This window comes from Cyclonatronum proteinivorum, assembly GCF_003353065.1.
Taxonomy (GTDB): domain Bacteria; phylum Bacteroidota; class Rhodothermia; order Balneolales; family Cyclonatronaceae; genus Cyclonatronum; species Cyclonatronum proteinivorum.
Map to the genome: position 1 here is coordinate 3,931,066 of NZ_CP027806.1, position 24,089 is coordinate 3,955,154.

Genomic DNA, 24,089 nt, shown 5'->3' on the forward strand with positions numbered 1-24,089 from the left:
TGCACCTGACCTGATTATTTATCTCAACCCATTTGTCCCATGCTGTATGCCCAAAGTCTGACACGCTTACCCCGAATCGTTTTGCTACTTGCACTAACGGTATTTTTTTCTTCTGAACTATTGCTTGCACAACAAACCGGTACGCTCAACGGTCGGGTGACTGACGCCAGGACGGGCGAACCGCTGATTGGCGCGAATGTCGGCATCGAAGGCACCGCTATGGGAGCAAGTACCAATCTTGAGGGTTTCTTCGAAATCCGGAATATTCCTGTTGGCAGCTACAACGTGGTTGCCACCTTTGTGGGCTATGAGCGCGAGCGGCGCATTAACATTCAGGTGCGCTCTACCGGAAACCGCGACATCAATTTTGAACTGCAGCCTACCGCTGATGAGCTTGATGAACTCGTCTTTACCGTGTCTGAACCTTTCAGGGCGCCGGTTGAAAACCCCACTTCGTTTAACCGCCTGTCGCCGGAAGAAATCGCAACGTACCCTGCCGGCAACAGCGATATTGCCAAGGTCGTGCAGTCGCTGCCGGGGGTCTCAGGTTCAGTGACCGGCTTCCGGAATGATGTCATAATCCGGGGCGGGGCGCCGAATGAGAACGTCTATTTTATTGACGGCATCGAAATTCCGACCATCAACCATTTTTCCACGCAGGGCAGCGCGGGCGGGCCTGTAGGTTTGCTGAATGTGACTTTTTTTGAAGGCGTTGACCTGAGTACGAGTGCGTTTGGCGCGCGCTATGCCAACGCGCTTTCAGGTGTGCTGCAGTTCAATCAGCGCAACGGCAACGACCGGGAATTCCGCACCAATTTCCGGGTCGGTGCAAGCGAGGCGGGCATTACCGCTGAAGGGCCGCTCTTTCGCGGTGGCGAGCCCACGTCTAACACCACCTTCATTGCGTCCGTACGCCGCTCTTACCTGCAGCTCCTTTTTCAGCTCATTGATCTCCCCTTCCTGCCCGACTATTGGGATTATCAGTACAAGGTCAATCACCGCATTGATTCCTTCAATGATGTGTATCTCACAGGTGTGGGTTCCATCAATGATTTCCGCATTAATGTACCGGGTGATCTCACGCCCGACCGGCAGGCCATTCTGGAGCAGGTACCGGTTATTCGTCAGCGAACCAATACTACCGGAATCGCGTGGCGCAGCCGGCTGCAGAGCAGTAACGGCTTCTGGCTGAGCAGCCTGAGCAGCAGCTGGTTTTACAATGATTTCCGCCGTTTCCGCGACAATGAGAATCAGGAAGGGCTGTTTGCACAGAATACGGCAACGGAATGGCGTCATACCGCGAGAACGGAACTTCGGTACTTCACCGAAAAAAGCACCTGGAACACAGGGCTGAGCTTTCGCGTGAATCAGTTCCGCAATGATTTCTTTGATGACAACACCGGTATTTCGTTCGACGACGGTCTCGATTTTGTTAGCTACGGGGCTTTCTTTCAGTGGTCACGGCCGGTTTGGGACGGGCGTCTCGACCTGACCGCGGGTTTCCGTTTCGATGGTAATACCTTCACCGATACCGGCAACGAAATTTACCGCACCTTCTCGCCCCGTGCCGCAGCAAGCCTGCGCCTCGACGAAAGCGGGCAATGGCGCATGACCGCTTCTGCAGGGCGCTACTTCAAAAAGCCCCCCATGAACCTTCTGGGTTTTCGTAAAGACGGCGATTTCGTGAACCGCTCGGCCCGCTACATCCGCAGCGATCACCTGACCTATGGCTTTGAGTTTTTCCCCCGAAACAGCACCCGTTTTGCCGTCGAAGGATTTTTGAAGCTGTATGATGATTACCCCGTTTCCGTAACCGAAGGCGTGAGTCTGGCCAATCTCGGCGGGGGTTTTGACGTACTCGGAAATGACGCTGTTGAATCAGCCGGGCGGGGCCGCACCTATGGCGTTGAGTTTGTGTATCAGCAGAAGTTTGAGACCAATTACTACGCCATTCTGGCTTATACGCTGTTCTGGAGCGAATTCACGGGATTCGACCGGGATGAGTTCCGCCCGTCGGCCTGGGACAGCCGTCATTTGCTGAGCTTTACCGGAGGATACCGCCTCGGTGCCAACTGGGAATTCAGCCTGCGCAGCCGCATCATTGGACGTACCCCCTTCGCCCCTATTGACGAAGCGGCTTCCATTGAGCGCTATCCGGCTTTTGTGTTCGATTTCGACCGCCTCGGTGACGAACGCCTTAGCTTGTTTAGCGTGACAGACATCCGCATTGACCGCAAATGGAATTTCAGCAGCTTCTCGCTTGATCTCTTCCTGGAGGTTCAAAACCTTTTCGGACAAAACACCCCGAGCGAACCAAGCTATTTGCTCCAAACTGAAAACGGTGAGTCCACGCTGAAGCGGGTCGATCAGCTCAGCGATTCATCTGTGCTGCCAACCATCGGTCTCATTATAGATTTCTGAGCCGCAACACGGCTTGAGTCAGCCGGAAGTTTCCTTGCATAAAAGCCGTTTAACACCTTTGCACAGAGCAACGCTCTTTTAGGAACGTTGTTCATTGGCTTATAGTCGCAGGGCCGCGAGCGGAAATATTTCACTGCACGCTCATGGCATGTCCTAACGCAGGACTTTCCCCACGGACGAGCCGTTTTTTCTTATCGTTATGTTCGCTTAAGACCGGTATCTCAATAGTGACCGTGCATTTTGGGGCATAACGGCGGATAAATCAGGGATGGGGCGTGTGCAGCCTGCTAAGCGGCTACAGTTTCAGCCATAAAAAAAGCATCAGTCTGAAAACAGACTGATGCTCTGAAAAGTAAGTCTGACGCCCTTTATCGACGGCGGACTTAAAAACCATGTTATCGTTTCAGCTTAGTCGTTAAACTGTGGCTGGAAACGGAAGGGGTGAATCGGCTCGGAGGCTGCACGACGGTTTTCACGGCAGCCGCGGTCGCCCGGAATCGGATTCATACATGGATTCGGATCTACACCCAGACCAACAACAGTCATGCGCTCGCTTGAGATACCTTCTGCACGGTAGAAATCAGCAACTGCATTCGCACGGCGAACAGACAGGCGAAGGTTGTACTGATCGGTACCTACAGGATCCGTGAAAGCTTCAATACGGATGGTGTAGTTCGGGTTGGTATTAAGTTTCTCAACATTCTCGGTCAGTAAACCACGGGCTTCTCTGTCAATGTTAGAGCGGTCAAAATCGAAGTTGATTTGATTCAGCTCACGAATAACGACAGGATCATTAGGATCGAGGGGATCTGTACCCATTTCGATTTCCTGTCCGTCGGTGAATCCGTCACCGTCAGTATCAGGATTGAGGGGGTCTGTGCCGTACACATAAATTTCGTCGTAGTCAGAGAGACCGTCGCCATCTGTATCAGGATTCAGCGGGTCGGTGCCGTACACATAAATCTCATCGTAGTCAGAAAGGCCGTCACCGTCTGTATCAGGGTTCAGCGGGTCGGTACTATACACGTAGATTTCATCAAAATCAGAAAGGCCGTCGCCATCTGTATCAGGATTGAGCGGATCGGTGCCATACACATAAATTTCGTCATAATCAGAGAGGCCATCACCATCTGTATCAGGATTGAGCGGGTCAGTGCCATAAACAAAAATTTCGTCGTAATCTGACAGACCGTCGCCATCGGTATCCAGTGTTTTTAAAACTTCGGGATCAAGACTCATCAGGTAGTCAAGGGTCCGCTCACTGGGAGGCAGCAGTTCTTGGGATGAACGACATGCTGAGAACAACAGCACGGTAATAAAGAGAAAGAATATTGCTCTTACAGTCAGGTTCATAGTCATAGTTAAAACAGGCGTGGATTGTGAGTACGTGAAAAGTGAATATCGAATATATCATTTTTTTGCCTCTTTACCCTGCATATTCATCAGTAAATTTTATGCCTGTTCAGGTTCAGTACCGCAGGCAGTGCAATATCGCAGCACTTCAATTTGACGCTTGAGCCAGGCTACCGACACATTTCTTAAAGTAAGTATCATATTGTACTTGCAGAAAATCATTTGCTACCCTGCGTTCGGCAGAGATGGATATCTGCTGAATCCCCCCCTTTGGCTGCAAACTAATGCAGCTTTTGCCGCTCACAAAATAAAACCTACCGTTCACAAGGTGCATTTGTCCGCTGACTTATAATCTGATTATACTTGATACATAATTTTTTTTCTTATCTCCAGACGTCAACTCCCAAACATAAACCCTGCCGCATCATCTGCTGCGTACATGCTGAAGCATAACTAACATCAGGAGAAAAATGAGTCCTAACCGGAGTTGTTACAGGCAAGGCAACTCTGCAGCGAAGTACAGCAGTTGATGCGGCTTTTTTTTAAATCGGTATCTCAAACGATACCGATGTTCCCTCCCCTGCAGTGCTGCTGATGCTTAGCACTTCATCGGGTTTTATTTCCGGGCGCATGAGCTCCAGGCGTTGCCTTATGAGTGTCAGGGCTAATGACGTATGTTTCGAGTCCTTAGCAGGTTGAGCGGAAACCGAAGCCATTCCAACGCCATTATCCTGCAGTGTTACCTTCAGGCAGCTGTCCCCTGCTAAACTAAATACCAGTGTGACCAGGCCTGGTTTCGCACCAGGCTTTATGCCATGAAGCAGGGCATTTTCAAGAAACGGCTGAATGAGCATAGGAGGAATTTCAATTTCATCAAGTTCATCCTGCAGCTCTGCATCTACAGAAATGCGAAACTGTACGGTTTGAGGGAGGCGTGCCATTTCCAGTTCTGCATACATTTCGAGCAGGCTTATTTCCTCCTTCAGCGTAATTTTTTTGCGGAAGGTGGCTTCAAGCTGCAGCCGGATGAGGCGGGCAAAGAGCTGCAGGTACGTATCGGCCTTGCCTTCCTGCTGTGTTGAAATATACTGTCGAATGGCATTGAGCACATTAAATATGAAGTGCGGGTTCATCATCGCGGTGAGTGCCTGCTGTTCAAGCTCCACTGTTTTTTTGTACTGCTCGAGCTTGATACGCTCCCGGCGCTCTATCCTCATAAGCTGTATGTTTATGCCAAGCATCACAAGGCCGATGAGACCCATCATGGTGATGCCCAAAAACCATGATTTTTGCCAGAATGGTGCTTCTATTACAAAAGGAATGTGCAGTTCGGGAGAGGGCTGTGCTCCCGTTGCTTCCGCCCGAATACTGAGTTCGTAACTGCCGGGCCTGAGAATCCGGAATGAAAAATCAGGTACCGCTGTCGCCTGCCATGCCTGATCTGCCGGAAGAAGCCTGAAATGATACTGTATGTTTCCTTCGGTTCTGAAATGTGGCACACTTGTTTCCAGCTGAAGCAGTCGCGTACGGTACGGAAGGGATGCCGTCTCATAGCTTAACAGCTTACCGTCCTGCGCAGCTGCTCCCGGCTGTGATGCCGGTATGAGCGGAATCAGGATATCGTCCGCAAGCAGGCGGGGAGGATTAAACTGCAGCGCAATTTCCGGAAGCGGAAAGGAGGCCGCATCACTCATCACAGCTGAAGCACTCGTTAAGTATGCCAGCGAACCGCTGCGAACATCTAGCCGCCTGATATTACCGGTATCCCGCAAACTAAGCACTTCGGCTGCCGGATCGTAATGAAACAGACCCGATGAGCTTGCCAGCCACCAGTTACCATATTCATCAATTTTAAATTCCCTGATACTTAGCAGACGCTCATCTTCTTCGAACAAACGGATAAGACGGTTTTCGCTTAGGCTGAGCTTCCAAAGGCCAAAACCATTGGTAGCAATCAGCAGCGAATCCTGATTTAAAAGTTTGAGGTCTGTGATCTGTGATTTTTCAAGCGCGGGTTGATAAGGTAACAGCTCACCTTCTTCCAGCCGCCACAGGCCCTGTGCCCCCCCGGCGATCAGCCCTTTCTCCGGATGACTTGCCAGGGATGTAACCCGGCCTGTGTATAAAGGCTCCAACTTCACTTCACCGGATGCCCCTCTTTCAGCTTTTAAAATGCCCATACTTGCCCCTACATACATGAGGGTATCAGATACAATGACCAGCTGCTTTGGTCCTCCAAGATGAAGATACTGTCCGTTCTCAAAATCCACCGTACCATCTTCATGCCTGTTCCCGATAAAAAGTGTGCTTGATGATGCAAGCACGATATCCCCGCCCCACTCATCGATAATCAGGAGCTGGAAACCGTAACGCGAAGCAAATTTTTGCGGTAGCCGGTCTGTGGCGAGTCCTTCGCTGCCGTATCGCCCGAAAAATTCAGAAGCGGTCCCGTAGAAAACGGTTCCGTCGCCCATAATCCGCACGCTTCTGAGGGCGGGCAAACCTGCATCGGCTGCGTTAAATCCCCGAATTTTCCAGAAGCCGGCAGGAAACTTAAATACGCCGCTTCCAAGTGTGGAAGCCCAGATGTTTCCTTCCTTATCCGTAAGAACACGGTTTACAAACATCCCGTCAAGAACTTCAGTAAGCGGTGCATCCGGGTCGGGCGGAATGAAAAACATGCCTTCGGTTGTACCGACCGCAATGTACCCGTCTGTGGTTTCGCTTGCGGAAAACATCTGACCCCTGATTTGCGGATAGGGAAAACGCATGCTTATAGCATCATCGCCCTGCCATGCCGCCGGAATGTTCAGACCCTGCGGATTTAACCGTTCGTCTGTAAGCATGCTTCGCCACTGCTGACCGGCAGGTGCAAACGGAACACCTTTATAACTAAAGGGCCGCCCTGATGAAAAGCTTCGCTGTGTGGACGTTTCCATCTGAAGCTGTGGGGTGGGAACTGTGTAGAGCGAGTCAAGGGTGGCAAGCAACAAATTGCCGCGACCATCACTTGCCATGTGCCGCACCGAAACATCTTTGCTCCCTTTATTAAGCTGCATCACATCTGCACGCGCAGGAGTAATGCGCATCACCTTGTTAAGTTCCCACGAAACCCAGACGGTATCAGCCTGTGTGTAGATGGAAGTAGGCACGAAATTTGGCACGACGGCATCCCTGAGGAGTGCTGAAGTTGTCGGGGTATGTACAACACCTCTGTGCACATAGGATACGCTGCCCGTGAAATCCAGCGCCCACACACGCCCCGATGCATCCGCTCCGAGCTGCAGGATGCTGTTGCCCGGAAGCCCGTCGGCGGTAGTATATCTTTTGAAGCTGTGCCCGTCGTACCTTGTTAGACCACTTTCCGTGCCGAACCAGAGGTTTCCGCTGGTATCCTGCACCATATCGTACACAATAGTACCGGGCAGAATGTTGTCAGGGCTGGAGATTTGGGCGTTTGCAGGGGAAACTTCAAAAAAATGACCAGCGCCTGCCGCTACGGCATACAGCAACCAAACGATGACCGCACGGATAAGACAATGCAATATGGCTGAGGAGCTGACCGATGGAAGCTTCATAGAAAGATCAGCGGGCTGTAAAAGTCTCGCGAATAAAGCTGGAAAAAGCGGCGGCTTTTCTGCGAGAAACCGGCACCGTTTGCCCGCTGACAAGCTGTGCACAAGATTCGCGTGCCTGAAAACGCTTGAGATGCTTCACATTGATCAGGTAGGAACGGTGCACCCGAAAAAAGCGCTGATCGTCCAAGATTTCCTGAAACTCCAGCAGCGGCCGTGAAGCCGTAATCTTACTGCCATCCGCAAGGTACACCACAGAGTAGGTGTTATCGGCTTCGATAAAGCTGATATTGGATGAAGCAATCATTTCTTTGCCCTGTAAAGAGGAAATTACAATATTTTGAAGCGGCAGCTGATCCGCACGCTGCAGGGCCGCATTTTGTAGCGCTTTGCGATATAAGGGCTCGTCTTCTGTACGCGAATGCATTACCCGGGCAATGGCTTCCTCCAATTCAGCCGTGCCTACCGGTTTGAGCAGATAGTCGATGGCATTGGCGCGGAATGCGCGTACGGCATAGCGTTCAAAGGCGGTAACAAAGATGACCCGTCCACTGAACTCCGGAACAGCCTCGAGCAGGTCAAAGCCGCTGCCGTCTCCCAGCTCAACATCAAGAAAAATTAGCCCGGGCTTGGCATATCCGATAAGGGCTATACCCGCGGCAACAGAGCCAGCTTCCCCGGTCAGTTCGATACGATCGGTATAATCAGCGAGCTGCGTGCGGAGGTAATCCCGGTTTTCAGGCTGATCGTCAATGATAACAGCTTTAATCAAATGAGTTTAATAAGGTGTGATTCCTGATGCTGATCCAGCCTGATATACCCTATCAGGTAAACTGAACCTTTAAGACTACCTGCAACAACAGCGGCAAGTAAAATTGAAGTACAATAAATTTTGCAGGGCAATTTGCATATCAGGCTATTCGGCTGAAACCTGCAGGGAACAGCCATACGCCTTATGCAAGCCGGAGTTTCATCAAAAACTATTTTTTTTAGGCAAGATGTTTAAGATGTATTGATCTCAATTTAATAAAATTCAAATCAGTATACCGCTAAAAAATGCTGAACTCCCGACCATCCTTAAAACCCATTTTGAGGACAGAGACTTGCGATATCCGTTCCTTACTAACATTTATGGTTGACATGCCCCGCCGCCTTGAGTGCGTCAAATAAGTAGCTCAAGAGAAAGCGCATGTCATGCAGCCTATGGACAACTCCATCAAATTTATCTTCAAAACAGACTTGCAATAGGGGCTGTTATTCGTGTATATTTGTAATCTTGATAAGGGGCTATAGCTCAGCTGGCTAGAGCGTCGCGCTGGCAGCGCGAAGGTCTGGGGTTCGAATCCCCATAGCTCCACCCTAAAAGCCTTGTGAACATTGTGTTTGCAAGGCTTTTTTTATAGTATCGGATGAGGCTTTGAAAGGCCTTAAAGACTTAATTACGGATTCGTACTTATCTGCATACCCTCATCGCAACCATAGGCACTACATCCGCTGTTCTGACCAGGCGATTTATGCGCTTCACGAGCAAGGGCTGTGGTCGATTGAGGAAGTCATCATCATAACAACCAAAACCGAAGCTGCGAAAACGCGTCAGTTGCTTTTTGGGGGAGGCAGCGGTACCGAATGCCAATGGAGCTGACTGTGCCGTGCCATGCGAATTGGGATGGGTTCAGCAAGATTAGAATAGCTGGGCTAAACTCGTCTGAAAGATGCCTGATGTTTCATCTAATACAGAGCATGCAAGCTGGATTTAGTAGCTGTCAAAAAAAAACAGCTTTCACTATTCTTAGTCGGGTTTAAACCATAAGCCCGCGCTCAGGCCGAACTGCGTGATAATCAGCCCCTGCCCAAATGAGGGCGTGAAGCCGGCACGGAGTATGCCGAAGTTCGTGCCGACAACCCGGATACCGAAATTGAGGGTAATAAATCCCCTTAGCTCCGCATCGACAAGGTAGACAGAAGGTCCTGCCCCAAATTCATAAGCCCAGCTTTGATATTCCTGTACCGAAAAAGGCTTGCTGTAATAGTATCCAATATGAAGCACAGGGCTGCAGTCTGATGCGGTTTTTGATCTGCCATCCCCAATAAAAAAAATCTCAGCCTGTTCACAGTCACCATAATTGTCATCGATCATGGCGGACTTCAGTAGCGGAAACCCCACACCGAGACGGAAGGCATGTCCCTGGCTGTTGCTTTGCTCGTAATTGATGGAAATTCCTGCGCTGTAGCCTAAAAACTCGAGATAAAAAGCATGTCTCACGTCTTCAGGTCCAAACTGCTGCGCCGATGCCGGGACAGTTGCCGCCGTTAGCATAAATGCGAGCACGAGTAAAGTTATCCTCCCGAGAAATGACATAATGTAAATGATTTCAGATTAAAGCAGGTTTTCACACGTAACAATGCCAAATATATACAATTTTTTGGGTTTATATATTTATTGCTGTAAATAATACAGCATTGCGTAACCTATACAAGCTGCTATGCTTTCAAAATATTTGTGATACCGTTTGCAGACTCATTTTTTTCTTCAAAATTTGATGCGAAAGTCCTGAACTAAAAAGCCTTCTGCGGATGAATAATGGAAATCAGACGCCTATTTGAATCCCTGCCCCGGAAAAATCAGGTGTGCCGCAATGGGATTAAGCTACCTATCGCCTCCCCCAAAAAAAGCAACGCATTTATCTTTGATTTGGGACTTCTGAACTATCACGAAAAACAGTGATCTTCACGAAATTTCACCCAAAAAAAACAATGCTGAAACAGCTTGCTTATGCCGGGTGCAGGGGATAAAAGCCTGACTTTGGGTCGGCCTCATGTTTATTTGAGCACGGTTATGGAGACGGTCTGGGTGAGACCGTTTTTGCTTTGGAAGCGCACAATGTAGGTACCGCTTGAAAGTGCGGAGGCATCAAAGCTAAGATGATGCTTGCCCGGTCCGTAGTGTGCCGAAGCAAGGCTGCGGACCAGGCGCCCGGCGGTGTCGTGCACGCTGACACGCACCTGATCGGGGCGGTTCATTTCCCAGCTCAGCCGGGTTTGGCTGTTGAAGGGGTTGGGATAAGGCCGCAACAGCTGAAAGGAGGCTGCAGGAGCGGATTCTGTTTCAGGCGGATGATTAAGAGATGTTTGCGCCATGCAGGGCGCTAAAATGTGGTGGGCGAAGGCTTCGAAGACGTCGGTTTCGATGGTGTAGAAAGATGATCGGGCATCAAAGCCGAGACCTGTTCCCACGCCGTTGGTGATAAAGAGAATGGCGGTATCCGGCCCTTCGCCGGTGCGGATATAGAGGTTGGAAGCGAGACCGTACGCTGCGCCCGGATGTCCGGTAAAGAAGTGCCCGGGCACAACGACGTCTTCGTTGGGGCGGTTGGTTGTGTGATGGGCACCGGCGCCAAACGCGTAATACAGTCCGAAGTAAGGGTCGCCGTTGCTGCCGTTGAAGATCCACTGTGGTTCGAGCAGGAATGCCATGGTTTCGGGCTGAATGAGCTGCGCATTTCCGGTGTGCCCGTTGTGCTGAAGCAGGCGTACGAGCTTCATGAGGGAGCGGGCGGTAGTGCGCAGGCCTCCCTGCGGGGCAAAGAGCAGGCCGTTGCTGCCCGGTATGTAAGACGGGAGCTCGCGGTCAGGCGGTGCGACTCCTTCAAAGTGATCGAACTGCGGGGTCCATTCGCCGGAAAGTTTGCGGTAGAGCACGGCAAGCTGATCAATATCGGCAAGATCAGCAGGGTTAAAACTGCCTTCCATGTCAAGCAGGGGCAGGAATGTGGTGTGCATGTATCGGTCGAAGCGCTGCTGTGTTGCGGCTTCGATGATGCTGCCGAGGAGTCCGTAGTTGAGGTTGCTGTATGCGAAGAAGCTTCCCGGCGGTTCCTGACGCCAGTTGTTGGGGGCGTGCCACTGCGCGCCGGGTTGCAGTAAGTCTGAAATGGGCGGGGGATTTTCAGAAGTGTAGCTTTCCCAGAGAAAGTCCGCATAAGTCTCACCATCCTGAATGCTGCTTTGATGGGTGAGCAGGTCGATGATGCGGATGGGACTGAGTGGCCAGTCCGGGTTTTGCAGCGGGAAGCCGAGGAGCGCGCCCGCGGGCTGATGCAGGTCGAGCGCTCCCTCATCATGCAGGTGCAGTACCGCAAGGCCCGTCACAAGTTTACTGACCGATGCGATGCGGAAGTGCGTGTCTGAGGTAACGGGCAGGCTGCGGGCGATGTCGCGTTTTCCGAGCAAAACTTCGTGCTGCACATCCCCGCAGCTGCCGATGACAGCCATCCCGGCGGTATCGTGTGTTTCCGCAATGGCTGCGAGGGCGTTTTCAAATCCGCCATATCCGGGTTCGGGTGACTGAGCGGCTATGGGCAGCAGCTCCAGCTGAGCCGAAGCATGCAGCATGAAAACTGCAAGAAGGAGCATACTAAAGGCATTGTTTCGGCGCATGGACGGAGATTGGGCTTGGTGACAGACTCGTGAGTGGCTTTTAAAATAAGACATGTTAATGCAAGCGTGCACCGGTATATGTGCCGTATTTTGTTGTTTTGAGTAAGTCGCAGGTGTCGGCAACCTGATAGCTGTAAATCTTTTTTTCTTTCATAAAAAAGCGCTTTTTTGTGGTGATAAAGCTGTTTCTGTTCCACTCTTTTCGTATATTGATATTAGGATACAGCCATTGGCTGTATGTGTTTTAAAACTCAAGGAGGCTTATCATGAAAAAGCACGAAAACATCGGACGCCGCTTCTTTAACCTCACCATGACTATTTTTGCCAAAACCGTAATGGGCATCAGCAAAGGTATGCTGCAGCTTGTTCGCACGATTACCGGCACAAAAGACAAGAAGCAGTTTGCGCATTAAGCCACTCAGGGCGAAGATGCGAAAGTGAAATGCATTGCATTGCAACAAAGATGGCTTAAGCGATAGCTTTCTGTCAGGTCGGATGCATTTTTTCACTTTAGCTGTTGACACAGGTGCACTTACTTGTGTATATTTGAGTCCTATCAAAAAAATGGTCCGGTAGTTCAGTTGGTTAGAACGCCTGCCTGTCACGCAGGAGGTCGAGGGTTCGAGTCCCTTCCGGATCGCAATTAAAGCCCGATTATTACTTAATAGTCGGGCTTTTTTGTTTTGAGGACGCCCTGGGGACGCCCGTGATCCTTTTTGTTTCTAATAGCGATATGCATGATATATGGGTTTCATGTTTACTTTAGCGTGCATACAGGATTAGAATTGCTGAGCCGCATGTATGACCCGTTTAAAATTGGCCGTGTAAATTTGTCCTCAGCAACACAAAGCGAAACCTAAACAGCAAAAGGCTGCCACAATGCCATTGCTCGCATCTTAACCTTCAGGCTTCAGACATGCTAAAAGTGTATTTCGCATTTTCCTGAATGGATTTTTGCACAGTGCACAACGTTATCCCATCACACTTTTGGCCTTTTATCCCTCATCTCGTGCGTGATTCGTTTTAGGCGTTTATCCGCTTTTGTGCCTCCCCCCCCTGACATTCCTGCGCACCATCCCAATCCGCCAACAGGGGCACGATTTTTGCTCAAATTGCCCCAATCCGCTTTAACCCGCATTAATCACCAAGAAACTTTCTTGCTGGCAAGGCGAAACTGAAAACTCAACGGAAGGGTACCTAAGTACCCTGAGCATGAGTTTTCAGCTTCAGCGCCGCCAGCGGCCAAATTTCGCTGCGCGGGAATCGCTTCGCTCGGTGCGAAGTCTTAATACCACACGCAAATTTGGCCTGCCAGTGTTTTTCACTAAGCCAAATTTGTACCTACACTTAGAAAATAAATCCTGTTTAATTGTGAATAATCCGCTTTAAAATAAATCGGCCTTAGAAACGTGTTGTAAGCCGAACAACTTCCGGCAACAGTAGCGCCGGCAAAACTAATCTCTGAGCCTGAGGGGTTGTATTTACGCACAGCAAGCAGGCTTTTCACTACACAGAACCAACATTACAAAAAAAGACAAGCTCTTTATGCCTACCATCACACCGAAATTTGCAGCCGCTTTTACTTTTGCGCTGGTCGTGCTGTTTGTCAGTTACTTCACAAACCATGATTCCGTATCTGAGCCGGCACCCTATATCTTCGCCGAAGAAGCCTGGACACCGCCACAGCGCACCGCGGACGACCCGCCCATTCAGTCCCTCCGCGATCTCAACAACGCCTTTGTAAGCCTGGCAGAAAACGCGGCGCCCGCTGTCGTTACCGTAAACACCGAGCGTACCGTACGTCAGCGTCAGGTCTCCCCCTTTGATATGTTTGATGAGTTTTTCGGTCGCCCGCGTCAGCAGCCCCGTGAGCGCTCCTTCCAGCAGCGCGGACAAGGCTCCGGCGTAATCGTCTCCAGCGACGGTATCGTCATGACCAACCACCACGTAATTGCCAATGCCGATACCATCATAGTACGGCTCAGCAACAACGACAACCTCGGCGCATCCGTCATTGGTACAGACCCCAGCACCGACATTGCCATCCTCCGCGTTCATGCCGAAAACCTGCCTTTCATGCCCATGGGCGACAGCGACGCCCTGCGCGTAGGCGAAATGGTGATGGCCATCGGAAGCCCGCTCAGCCAGAACCTGGCCCAAACCGTAACACAGGGCATCGTGAGTGCCAAAGGCCGGTCAAACGTCAATCTTGTAGATTTTGAAGACTTCATCCAAACCGACGCCGCCATCAACCCCGGCAATTCCGGCGGCCCCCTCATGAATATGGATGGCGAAGTAATTGGCATCAATACCGCCATTGCTTCCCGCTCCGGCGGATTTCAGGGCATCGGTTTCGCAGTACCTATTAACATGGCGCGCGCCGTGATGGACTCTATCCTCGAAACCGGACGCGTTGTGCGCGGCTTCATCGGAATCACCGGGCAGGAGCTCGATGACTCCCTCGCCCGCGCCTTCGGCCTCGAACGCACCAAAGGAGCCGTAATCACCAGCATTGGCGACGACAGCCCCGCCGAGCAGGCAGGTCTGCGCGTTGAAGACGTCATCATCGAATACGACGGACGTACCCTCACCAACTGGCGCACCTTCCAAAGCTACGTCGCCTCCCGCCCGCCCGGCACCCGCATCAACCTCGTCGTAAACCGCGAAGGCGAAACCATGAACGTAACCGTCACCCTCGCCGAGCGCCCCGATGAAGAGCTCACCGAAGAAGAAACAGAAAGCATGTTCGAGCGCTTCGGCTTCTCCATCGATACCTTCACCCAAAGCCATGCCGAGCGCCACAACCTGCGGGCCGACCTCAACGGCGTCATCGTCACCGCTGTGCAGGAAGGCAGCGTCGCCTACCGCCGCGGACTCCGTGAAGGCGACCTCATCACCGCGGTCAACCGCCGCCGCGTGGCCAACCCGCAGGAGTTCAACAGCCACATTCAAAACGCACAGCCGGGCAGCACCCTCCTCCTGAACGTCGTCCGGCAAAACCAGCAGTTCTTCATGAGCATCGACGTATAACCCGAGAGCTCACCCCCTTTTTCAAGCAAGAGACAACAAGAGCGCAGGCACCATCCGACACAAACCGGGTGGTGCCTTTTTTTATGAAAGGCGGGCGGTAACACACTCCATCGCCCGACACCCGCCTTCACCCGGTTCCGTGCCTGTTTTTTTTGGGTAAAACTCCGTGAACATCAAGGTCTTGGGGAGAAGATCAGAAACCCCAAATCAAAGATAGATCCCTTGCTTTTTTACCATAACGCCGCCAACCGCTGATTTCTACGAAGAGTGCACCGCTACACGGCTTGGCCTCCCGGCTGGTTCAAAATTTTGCCCCATTAAATGCATACGGGTTTTGCGGATAATTCGAAATTGATGCAGGTGTACGCGGATTTTTTTTCGTCTCCACGCGGGTTTGTCACGGGCTGTACGCCTAGCGCCGCAGGCGCGCCTGCGGCGCGCGCGGCTAATTGTGGGGGGGGCGTGCTAATTTCTACGAAGAATGCACCGCTACGCGGCTGCTCACTCGAATTGGCATTGAGGCGTGTTGATAAAGGAATGCCATCCTGCGATCATCCTGTCCATCCTGTAATCCTAAAAATCCTGTTCAAAAAACGGGGCAGACGTGATTTGCGGATTCGGCAATTTAGAATTGGGGTGGTTTCCCCGCGGCGTAGAGACGCAATGCATTGCGTATCTACGCCGCGGCTGCATCGGGTTTGTCACGGGCTGTACGCCCGGCGCCGCAGGCGCGCCTGCGGCGCGCGCGGGTAATTATGGGGGGGGGCTGCCGATTGCTATAAACATGTAACTCCTTCGGAGTTGGAGTTGGTGACGGGGACAATCGGGGTTAAGGTGTTTATTTCCAACATCATCTTGTTCATCTTGTGAATCTTACAAATCCTGTTAAAAAATGCGAGAATCCGCTTAATGGGCGGGCGTTGCGGGATCAGCTTGGGTTTTAGCCTGGGTTTCGGCTTGGGGGTTCAGCCTGGGGGTTAGTAGCGGCGGGCGATGATGAGGGCGGATATGATCAGGAGGCCGGCGGTGGCGAACATGGCGGTTTCTACCGTGAATCGGTCGGCGAGGAGGCCGGCGAAGAGGGCGCCGAAGGCGTAGCCGCTGTCGCGCCAGAGCCGGAAGATGCCCACGCTCTCGGCCCGCTCGTCGGGATGGACGAGGTCAGCGATGGCGGCCAGAAATACGGGGTACACCATGGCCGTGCCGATGCCAAGCATGGCGGCGGTGACCAAATAGCCGGCATAGCTGCCCGCTAAGGTGAAGGCGAGCAGGCTGATTCCCTGCACGAGCATGCCGCTGAAGAGCATGACGCGCCTTCCCGTGTAATCCGAGAGCTTACCGGTTGCCACCTGAAACAGGCCCCAGCATGCCGGGTACACGGCAATCACAAGCGCGGCTTCGGAGAGGCTGAGGTCCGCCGCGAGCAGAAAAATCGGAAAAACGCCCCAGGCCATGCCGTCTTTGAAGTTGGTGAGCAGGCCCGCCTGCGAAACGGACATCAGGCTGCGGTTGGCCCAGCTCACTTCCCAAAACAGCGGTCGGCGGCTTTGGGTGACCGTGCTTGCGCGGGCTTCGGTTTGGACGAAGCCTGCGGTGTCGCGCACGAAAAGGATGGTGAGCAGCAGGCCCAGTACCGACAGGCCGATGCCGAGATAGAAGGGGTACGGACGGAGGCCGGCTTCGGCGGCTATCCAGCCGGTGAGGAAGGCGACAATGGCGACGGCAAGATAGCCGGCAAATTCGTTGAGGCCCATCGCCAGGCCGCGGTCTTTTTCGCCGGCGAGGTCGATTTTCATGATGACGTTGGCCGACCAGGCCAGTCCCTGATTGATGCCGAGCAAGACGTTGGCGGCGATAATCCAGTTCCAGTCCGGTGCGAACATGAGCACGAAGGGCACGGGGATGCCGAAGAGCCAGCCGGCAATCAGCATGTTTTTGCGGCCGTAGCGGGAGGCGAAGCGTCCGGCGACATAGTTCGCTGCGGCTTTGGTGAAGCCGAAGACGATGATGAAGGAGAAAATCGCCGTGCGAGCAGCAATGCCGAATTCCGTTTCGGCAAGCTCGGGGAGGATAGTACGCTCGAGTCCCACCATGCCGCCAACGAAGGCGTTGATGAGTACCAGTAGCGCAAACTGCGGCCAGTTGTGCTTAAGTCCGGTTTGGAAGCGGGGCTCGGTCAAGTCGCTTAATCTGTGTTAGTTCGCCTAATTGCGAAGCGCATAATAGTACGGAATGCCGCGCACAGATTCATCCGCGGAAAGAAGTCGGGCGAGAAAAGCGACCGGAGGTAGGTCAGCCTTCGATGCGGATGATGCCTGCCGGGCAGTTGCGGGCGGCCTGTTCGTTGGCTTCGCGCTCGTCTTCGCCGACGCGGGCGATATAGAGCTGACCGCCGCGGCGGGATTCGCCTTCCACGAGGGTGCAGCGGCCGTCCTTGTGCGACACCCGCCAGCGGAAGGGCGCGGCTTCCACGCAGGCGTTGCAGCCGATGCATTTGTTGCGCTGAAAGAAGATGCGGATCAAAACGGGTTCAGGTAAGTGCGGGTAGGTTGATGGAGAATTTCGCAGGCCGGATGCAGCTCAGGTGCTTTGCTCAGGTGACGCGGTTTTTTGTGCCCCCAAAAAAGCAAGGGGTTCAAATTATGATTTAGGAGGGCTGATCTGCCACGAAAGACCGTGATGCTCTCGAAGTTTCCCCCAAAAAATAAAAAACAGGACGCGCGCTTGTAGCCGGGTGCAGGCTGCCCGTTACGCGGGTTGCAGCTTGTAGAGTTTGTCGCTTGCCCGGATTTTTTCGGGGAGGGCGACGGAGAAGTGGCTGCCTTTGTGTACTTCGGGTACGCTGCGGTCGGCTTCGCGGAGCTCGGTGACGGTGTGACGGAGCACGCCTGTGCCGGGTCCGGTTACGAGGATGGTGTCGCCCACGCGCAGGCTTCCGGTTTCGAGCTGAAACTCGCCCGCGCCGGCGCGTTCGTAGTATTTGACGCCCCGCCCGAGGAAGACTTTGCGCTCGGTTGCCTGCGAGCCGTAGGTATTGCTCCACTCGCCCATTTTGCGGCCGAGATAGTAGCCGTCCCAAAAACCGCGGTTGAAGACGGTCGAAAGCCGGGCTTTCCAGTCTTCCACTTTTTCGGGTGAAAAGCTGCCGTCGGCCACGGCTTCGGCGGCTTCGCGGTAACAGCGCACAGTTGTATCGACATAATCGGCGGAGCGGCCGCGGCCTTCAATTTTGAGGATGCGCACCCCGGCGTCGATGACTTTATCGAGGAAATCGATGGTGCACAGGTCTTTGGCGCTCATGATGTAGTCGTTGTCGATTTCGAGCTCGTAGCCGTCTTCCTTGTCGGTGACGATGTACTGATGGCGGCAGTTTTGGATGCAGGCCCCGCGGTTGGCGGAGGAGTTGTGGGAGTGCAGGCTGAGGTAGCATTTGCCCGAAACGGCCATGCAGAGGGCGCCATGCGCAAAAATTTCGATGCGGATCAGCTTGCCGGAGGGGCCGGTGATCTGCAGGCGCTCGATCTCGCGGGTGATGTGCTTCACCTGACTCAGGCTGAGCTCACGGGAAAGGACCATGACATCGGCGAAGGCGGCATAGAAGGCGACGGTTTCCACATTGGTGACGTTCGCCTGCGTGGAGATGTGCACGGGGAGTCCGGCCTGTTTGGCGTAGGCCATGGCGGCATGATCGGAAGCAATCACGGCGGTGATGCCCGCAGCTTTGGCCGTATCGATGATGCGGCGCATGAGGCGTAGGTCGTGATCGTAGAGGATGGTGTTGAGCGTGAGGTAGGTGCGTACCCCCGCCGCGCTGCAACGCTCAGCGATGGCTTCGAGGTCGTCGAGGGTGAAGTTGGTGGAGGATCGGGCGCGCATGTTGAGCTGCTCGATGCCAAAATACACCGCATGTGCGCCTGCGTTGAGCGCCGCCGTAAGGGACTCGGGGGAGCCCACAGGCGCCATAATTTCGACCGGCTGAACCATAATAAAATCAGGATAATACGTGGAAATGAGTGTCAAATCAGGGGCTCGGAAATGAGAGCCGCGTTTTTCGGGGCGGGAAAATTAACAAAAGTTGATTTTTAAATCTAATATTAAAATTATAATTTTAAAGTCAGGTGTTTATAGCTAAGCGTTAATCTGAACTGAAGGACGAGGCGCACCTGCAAACAAGCGAATCTAATCTTATCTGACGAACATCATGCAATACCCCCTGCACCACTTTCATATACCTGTAATGGGCCTCGGCTTTACCATCGACAGCCCGATACGGGTTGCTCATCTTGGTATCAGCTCAGTTGTTTCCATTGTAGATGACCTCCTGCTGGAGAAGGTGCGCAAGCATTACAGCTCCGTGTATCAGCTTCCCTATCAGAACATTGGCCGCACCGCAACTGACGGGCGCGCCCGACGGGTGAAGGCTTTCATGGAGATGACCGAGACTATTGTCCGCATGAAATTTGAGGCCGTGAAACAGCAGCGGCTTTTTACCGACTCTGATAAGGACCGTTATTTTGAGCTGCTGCCCAATGCGCACCCGCTGCGCAAGGCCTACAAGGATCTTTATTTCATGACGGATGATACGACCCGGAGCCTGCTCGAAGCCGAACTGACCGAAAAAATGGTGCCGGGTGAAATTCAGGTCAACATTATGTCGAAGGTTGATGTGCTCCGCAACGGAGAAGACGATCAGCCCCTGCCCAACGAGTACAGCGACGCCAACACAGCTCTGCGCGGCTTCGCGGAAAGTCCGGTTGAGGGCGCATTGGTGCTCTCTGCGGGCTTCAATCCGCGGCTGTACGGCTACCTGCCGGCTTTCGCCGATTTCTACCGCGAGAACGGGAAGGCACCGAAAAAGCGCGTCATTCTGAAAGTCAGCGATTTCCGCTCGGCCCTGATTCAGGGGAAATTCCTCGCCAAAAAAGGCATCGAAGTAGCGGAATTCCGGATTGAGTCGGGCATAAACTGCGGCGGTCACGCCTTTGCCTCCGACGGCATCCTGCTGCCGACCGTGCTCGAGGAGTTCGCGGAGAAAAAAGCCGAGCTGGCGAAAACTTTCCTCCCGATGATTGAGGCGTACTACGCCGAAAACAACATGGCCTGGCCCGGCCTTACGGAAGCCGACCTCACCCCGGCCGTCACGGTTCAGGGCGGTATCGGCACCAATGGTGAGATGCGCCGCCTGCTCGAGCACTACGGCGTTGACGGCACCGGCTGGGGCAGCCCGTTCCTGCTGGTACCCGAAGCCACCTGCGTAGATGTGGAAACCATGACGCTGCTCAGCGACTCGCGCGAGCAGGATTTTTTCCTGAGCAATGTTTCGCCCCTGGGGGTGCCCTTCAACAACGTGCGCAACTCAGGCGCCAACCGCTACAACCGCGAACAGATTGAAAAAGGCAAGCCCGGCTCGAAATGTCCGAAAGGCTTCCTCGCGTACAACACGGAATTCACCGAAAACCCGATTTGCACGGCCTCGGCGCAGTATCAGCTGATGAAGATTCAGTCCATCAAAGAGCAGCAAACCGACGAGACCGCGAAAGAAGCGCTCATCGAACAGGTGCTCGATAAGGACTGCCTGTGCAACAACCTCGGCTTCTCCGCCCTGATCCGCCTCGGTATCGTGCCCGAGAAACACGGGCGTCAGTCCGTTTGTCCGGGTCCCAACCTTGCGTACTTCAGCCGGACCTACAGCCTTGACGAAATGGTCGATCACATCTATGGCCGCAGCGGTCAGCACGACAGCGCCATCGTAAGCGCGGATCGTCCGCACATGTTCGCCAAAGAGCTGGTGATGTATGTGGATTATCTCGGGAAAATGCTCGCGCTCACCGGCGACGACAAAGCCGGTTACCGCAAATTGCTGAAGATGAAGGCGAATCTTGAGCGGGGCATGGACAGCTGCTACCTGCTTTCACAGGAGAAGCCGTTTGAAGGTGAAAACCTGGATTCGCTTTCCGAAACCGTGTATGAACAGCGCCATCGCCTCGACCGGCTGTTTGAACCGGCCGGCTCAGCGGTCTGAGCGTAAGCTTCCTTTGAAAAACCAAAAAGCGGCGCAGCTGTTACATGCTTGCGCCGCTTTTTTTATTTAACAGGGCTCAATAAGCTCACATTTCTAATATGTGAAGTGGCGTTGGGAGCGGCATTTACATAGCTGTAAATTGCCACTCCCTGTTTTTAGACACCATCTGTCTGCGCAATTATCTACTGAACAGCAGGCCGGGTTTCTGAAGACTACGTACTACGCGGGCTTCACTACGAGATTCACAATCCGCATCGGGACAAAAATTTCCTTCACGATTTTGCCGCCTTCCAGATATTTGGCTACACCCGGCTCGGCTTTCGCAAGGCTCAGTACCTTTTCTTTGTCTGACGCGTCGCTCAGCGGCAGGGTGATTTCACCGCGGACCTTGCCGTTCACCTGCACGGCATAGGTTTTGACATCGCTGACGAGCTTTTCAGGATCGTACACCGGCCAGGCCTGTTCCGCTGCCGTGCCTCCAAAAGCCAGCCGCTCCCACAGTTCTTCGGTCAGGTGCGGTGCGTACGGACTCAGCAGCAGCAGGAAATCGCGCATCAGCTTGCGCGGTCGCTCCTCCCACTGCATGGCTTCGTTCACGAAAATCATCAGCGCGGAAATACCGGTGTTGAAACGGAATCCTTCAATGTCCTCGGTCACTTTTTTGATAGCTTCATGCAGGGCTTTTTCCTGCGCGCGGCTGGGTTCGGCATCGCTCAGCAGCGGATGCAGCGCACCCTCTCCTTCCTCATCAATCATCAGGCGCCAGACCCGCTTCAGGAAGCGGTACACGCCTTCGACCCCGCTCATACTCCAGGGCTTGGGCTGTTCCAGCGGTCCCATGAACATTTCGTACAAACGCAGGGCATCGGCACCGTACTGTTTTACGACCTCGTCGGGGTTGATGACGTTCCCGCGGGATTTCGACATCTTGAAGGAACGGGCTTCTACCGGCACCGGCACTTTCAGTTCGGCATCGGTGAAGTAGCCGTTCACTTCTTCCCGGCTTCCGTTCGGATGCATCACCAGCACGGTCTCACCCGCGCGTGACGGATCGAGTTCGTAGCCTTCCTCGTCATTTTTCGTGACCTGATCCTGCCGCAGCCTGATACGCGTGAGATCGCCCGAATAGGTTTTGAGATCATCCTGCGTAAGGAAGCTGCCGTCTGCCGCGCGGTACACCGTGTACTCCACTTCGCCCAGAATCATGCCCTGATTGACCAGCTTTTGGAAGGGCTCTTTTGTGGAAACAATGCCCAGATCATACAGCACCTTGTGCCAGAAACGCGCATACAACAAGTGCAGCACCGCATGTTCGGCCCCGCCAACGTAGAGATCGACCGGCATCCAGTACTGTTCTTTTTCTTTGGAGACGGGTCCTTCCGTGTAATCGGGATCGATGAATCGCAGGTAGTACCAGCACGATCCCGCCCATTGCGGCATGGTGTTGGTCTCGCGTCGGGCGGGTTTGCCGGTCTCGGGATCGGTCGTCTCGACCCAGTCCGTGATGGCGGCCAGGGGGGATTCCGGACTTCCGCTGGGTTCGTAGCGCTCCACATCGGGCAGGGTGAGTGGCAGATCGGCCTCGCTCAGCGGCTTCGGCTCGCCCTCCACATGGATGATCGGGAACGGCTCGCCCCAGTAGCGCTGCCGCGAGAACAGCCAGTCGCGCAGCTTGTAGGTCACCGCGCCCTCGCCCAGTCCCTTTTCTTCGAGCCAGCCGATGATGCGCTTCTTGGCCGCATCTACTTCCAGCCCGTTCAGGGAAACTTCGCCGTTGTCAGAGTTCACGCAGGCACTGCCTTCGGTTTTGGTGTAGGCCGCTTTGGTGACATCGCCACCGGCTACAACCTCGCGGATCTCAAGGCCGTACTTTTGGGCAAACTCCCAGTCGCGCTCGTCATGACCCGGCACGGCCATGATGGCGCCGGTTCCGTAGGTGATGAGCACGTAGTCGGCCACATACACGGGCACTGGCTCGCTGGTCGCGGGGTTGATCGCGTAGGCGCCGGTAAACACGCCCGTCTTGTTCTTGTTCAGCTCACCCCGGTCAAGATCGGATTTCCGTGAAGCCTGTTCAGCATAGGCTTCCATTTCAGCCCGCTGATCCGCGGTCGTAATTTGCGACACCAGCTCATGCTCCGGTGCCAGCACCATGTAGGTCGCCCCGAACAGGGTATCCGGACGCGTCGTAAACACCTTGATTTCCGCACCTTCGTGCCCCTGCACCTTAAAGGTGATGTTCGCCCCTACCGATTTCCCGATCCAGTTGCGCTGCATCAGCTTGATGGATTCCGACCAGTCCAGCTCTTCCAGGTCTTCCAATAAGCGCTCGGCGTATTCGGTAATTTTGAGCATCCACTGCCGCATCGGGCGACGAATAACCGGGAAGCCGCCGACCTCGCTCTTGCCGTCGATTACTTCCTCATTGGCCAGCACCGTGCCCAGCTCCGGACACCAGTTCACGGGCACATCCGCCTGATAAGCCAGTCCTTTTTTGTAGAGCTGCAGGAAAATCCACTGTGTCCAGCGGTAGTAATCCGGAGATGTCGTGTTGATTTCGCGGTCCCAGTCGTAGGCAAAGCCCAGCGATTTGAGCTGCGTTTTGAAGCGCCCGATATTCTTCTCGGTTGTCTCCCGCGGGTGCGTGCCGGTCTTGATCGCGTATTGCTCGGCAGGCAGACCGAAGGCGTCCCAGCCCATCGGGTGCAGCACGTTGAAACCCTTCATCCGCTTGTAGCGCGCCACAATATCGGTTGCCGTGTATCCCTCGGGATGACCCACGTGCAAGCCGCTGCCGCTTGGATAGGGGAACATATCCAGCACATAATATTTGGGCTTGCTGCGGTCGGAATCGTCGGTTTTAAAGGTCTTATGCTCGTCCCAGTAGCGCTGCCATTTCGGCTCAATTTGCGAAGGTTTGTACTCTTTCATAGCGAAAAATCAGACCGGCACGGCCTGTATTTAGAATTAACTTAGGTGATAATTTCAGGATGAAATCGCCCGGCCCTGCATGCATTGCCGGACCGGATTGAGAATAAACTTCGAAATATAAGGATTCACCCGCTGCACTTCCGTACATAGCTGCATTATTCACAACAAAGCGGGCTATGTGAAATAAATGGAAGTTTATATTTGGCTTAAGAAGTTAGAGAAGCCTGAAATCAGATGTATTTGAAAAGCTGTAGCTTTGTCCGCTGATTGCATGGAAGCTTAAATCTTACCCTCAAGAGATTTGGATACCCTTCCACAGA

General features: G+C 53.5%; 13 protein-coding genes and 2 tRNA genes. 6 read left to right on the forward strand and 9 right to left on the reverse strand.

Annotated features, from left to right (window positions below; all coding sequences use genetic code 11):
* Positions 1 to 81: 81 nt before the first annotated feature.
* A complete protein-coding gene (locus CYPRO_RS15035; RefSeq protein ID WP_240644777.1) occupies positions 82 to 2,421 on the forward strand; it encodes a TonB-dependent receptor in 2,340 nt (779 codons plus the stop codon).
* Between the two features lie 408 nt (positions 2,422 to 2,829).
* Here CYPRO_RS15035 and CYPRO_RS15040 read toward each other — a convergent pair whose 3' ends face one another.
* The 3 genes from CYPRO_RS15040 to CYPRO_RS15050 form a co-directional block, all read right to left on the reverse strand.
* Positions 2,830 to 3,774 (reverse strand): OmpA family protein, encoded by a 945-nt coding sequence (locus tag CYPRO_RS15040; protein WP_114985400.1) that lies wholly within the window; start codon positions 3,772 to 3,774, stop codon positions 2,830 to 2,832.
* 542 nt (positions 3,775 to 4,316) lie between these two features.
* On the reverse strand, positions 4,317 to 7,352 hold the full coding sequence (locus CYPRO_RS15045; RefSeq protein WP_114985401.1) for a sensor histidine kinase: 3,036 nt from the start codon (positions 7,350 to 7,352) through the stop codon (positions 4,317 to 4,319).
* A 7-nt stretch (positions 7,353 to 7,359) separates the two neighbouring features.
* Positions 7,360 to 8,121, reverse strand: coding sequence for a LytR/AlgR family response regulator transcription factor (locus CYPRO_RS15050; protein ID WP_114985402.1), 762 nt, complete (start codon positions 8,119 to 8,121; stop codon positions 7,360 to 7,362).
* Positions 8,122 to 8,632: 511 nt separating this feature from the next.
* Between CYPRO_RS15050 and CYPRO_RS15055 the strand changes: the two genes are divergently transcribed.
* Positions 8,633 to 8,706: transfer RNA gene (locus tag CYPRO_RS15055), tRNA-Ala, on the forward strand.
* A 432-nt stretch (positions 8,707 to 9,138) separates the two neighbouring features.
* On the opposite strand, the gene CYPRO_RS15060 is transcribed toward CYPRO_RS15055, so the two are convergent.
* On the reverse strand, positions 9,139 to 9,708 hold the full coding sequence (locus CYPRO_RS15060; RefSeq protein WP_114985403.1) for a hypothetical protein: 570 nt from the start codon (positions 9,706 to 9,708) through the stop codon (positions 9,139 to 9,141).
* A gap of 461 nt (positions 9,709 to 10,169) precedes the next feature.
* Positions 10,170 to 11,786, reverse strand: coding sequence for a serine hydrolase (locus CYPRO_RS15065; RefSeq protein WP_164682846.1), 1,617 nt, complete (start codon positions 11,784 to 11,786; stop codon positions 10,170 to 10,172).
* Positions 11,787 to 12,052: 266 nt separating this feature from the next.
* Between CYPRO_RS15065 and CYPRO_RS16640 the strand changes: the two genes are divergently transcribed.
* The 3 genes from CYPRO_RS16640 (at position 12,053) to CYPRO_RS15075 (ending at position 14,816) form a co-directional block, all read left to right on the forward strand.
* Positions 12,053 to 12,199 (forward strand): hypothetical protein, encoded by a 147-nt coding sequence (locus tag CYPRO_RS16640; RefSeq protein WP_164682849.1) that lies wholly within the window; start codon positions 12,053 to 12,055, stop codon positions 12,197 to 12,199.
* 153 nt (positions 12,200 to 12,352) lie between these two features.
* A tRNA-Asp gene (locus tag CYPRO_RS15070) sits at positions 12,353 to 12,426 on the forward strand.
* Between the two features lie 905 nt (positions 12,427 to 13,331).
* Positions 13,332 to 14,816, forward strand: a complete 1,485-nt coding sequence (locus CYPRO_RS15075; protein ID WP_114985405.1) for a DegQ family serine endoprotease — start codon at positions 13,332 to 13,334, stop codon at positions 14,814 to 14,816.
* A gap of 977 nt (positions 14,817 to 15,793) precedes the next feature.
* On the opposite strand, the gene CYPRO_RS15080 is transcribed toward CYPRO_RS15075, so the two are convergent.
* The 3 genes from CYPRO_RS15080 to CYPRO_RS15090 all read right to left on the reverse strand — a co-directional run bounded on the left by CYPRO_RS15080 (position 15,794) and on the right by CYPRO_RS15090 (position 18,800).
* Complete coding sequence (locus tag CYPRO_RS15080; RefSeq protein WP_240644778.1) at positions 15,794 to 16,996, reverse strand: MFS transporter; 1,203 nt, start codon at positions 16,994 to 16,996, stop codon at positions 15,794 to 15,796.
* 112 nt (positions 16,997 to 17,108) lie between these two features.
* Positions 17,109 to 17,339 (reverse strand): ferredoxin, encoded by a 231-nt coding sequence (locus tag CYPRO_RS15085; protein ID WP_114985406.1) that lies wholly within the window; start codon positions 17,337 to 17,339, stop codon positions 17,109 to 17,111.
* A 225-nt stretch (positions 17,340 to 17,564) separates the two neighbouring features.
* Positions 17,565 to 18,800: a peptidase U32 family protein gene (locus CYPRO_RS15090; protein WP_114985829.1), complete on the reverse strand. Its 1,236-nt coding sequence runs from the start codon at positions 18,798 to 18,800 to the stop codon at positions 17,565 to 17,567.
* 217 nt (positions 18,801 to 19,017) lie between these two features.
* On the opposite strand from CYPRO_RS15090, the gene CYPRO_RS15095 reads away from it, so the two are divergent.
* The gene (locus tag CYPRO_RS15095) at positions 19,018 to 20,838 is read left to right on the forward strand and encodes a hypothetical protein (protein WP_124245640.1); all 1,821 of its coding nucleotides are present in this window, start codon (positions 19,018 to 19,020) and stop codon (positions 20,836 to 20,838) included.
* Between the two features lie 219 nt (positions 20,839 to 21,057).
* Here the strand turns inward: CYPRO_RS15095 and leuS are convergent, their stop codons facing one another.
* Positions 21,058 to 23,769, reverse strand: coding sequence for a leucine--tRNA ligase (gene leuS / locus CYPRO_RS15100; RefSeq protein WP_114985408.1), 2,712 nt, complete (start codon positions 23,767 to 23,769; stop codon positions 21,058 to 21,060).
* Positions 23,770 to 24,089: the final 320 nt, after the last annotated feature.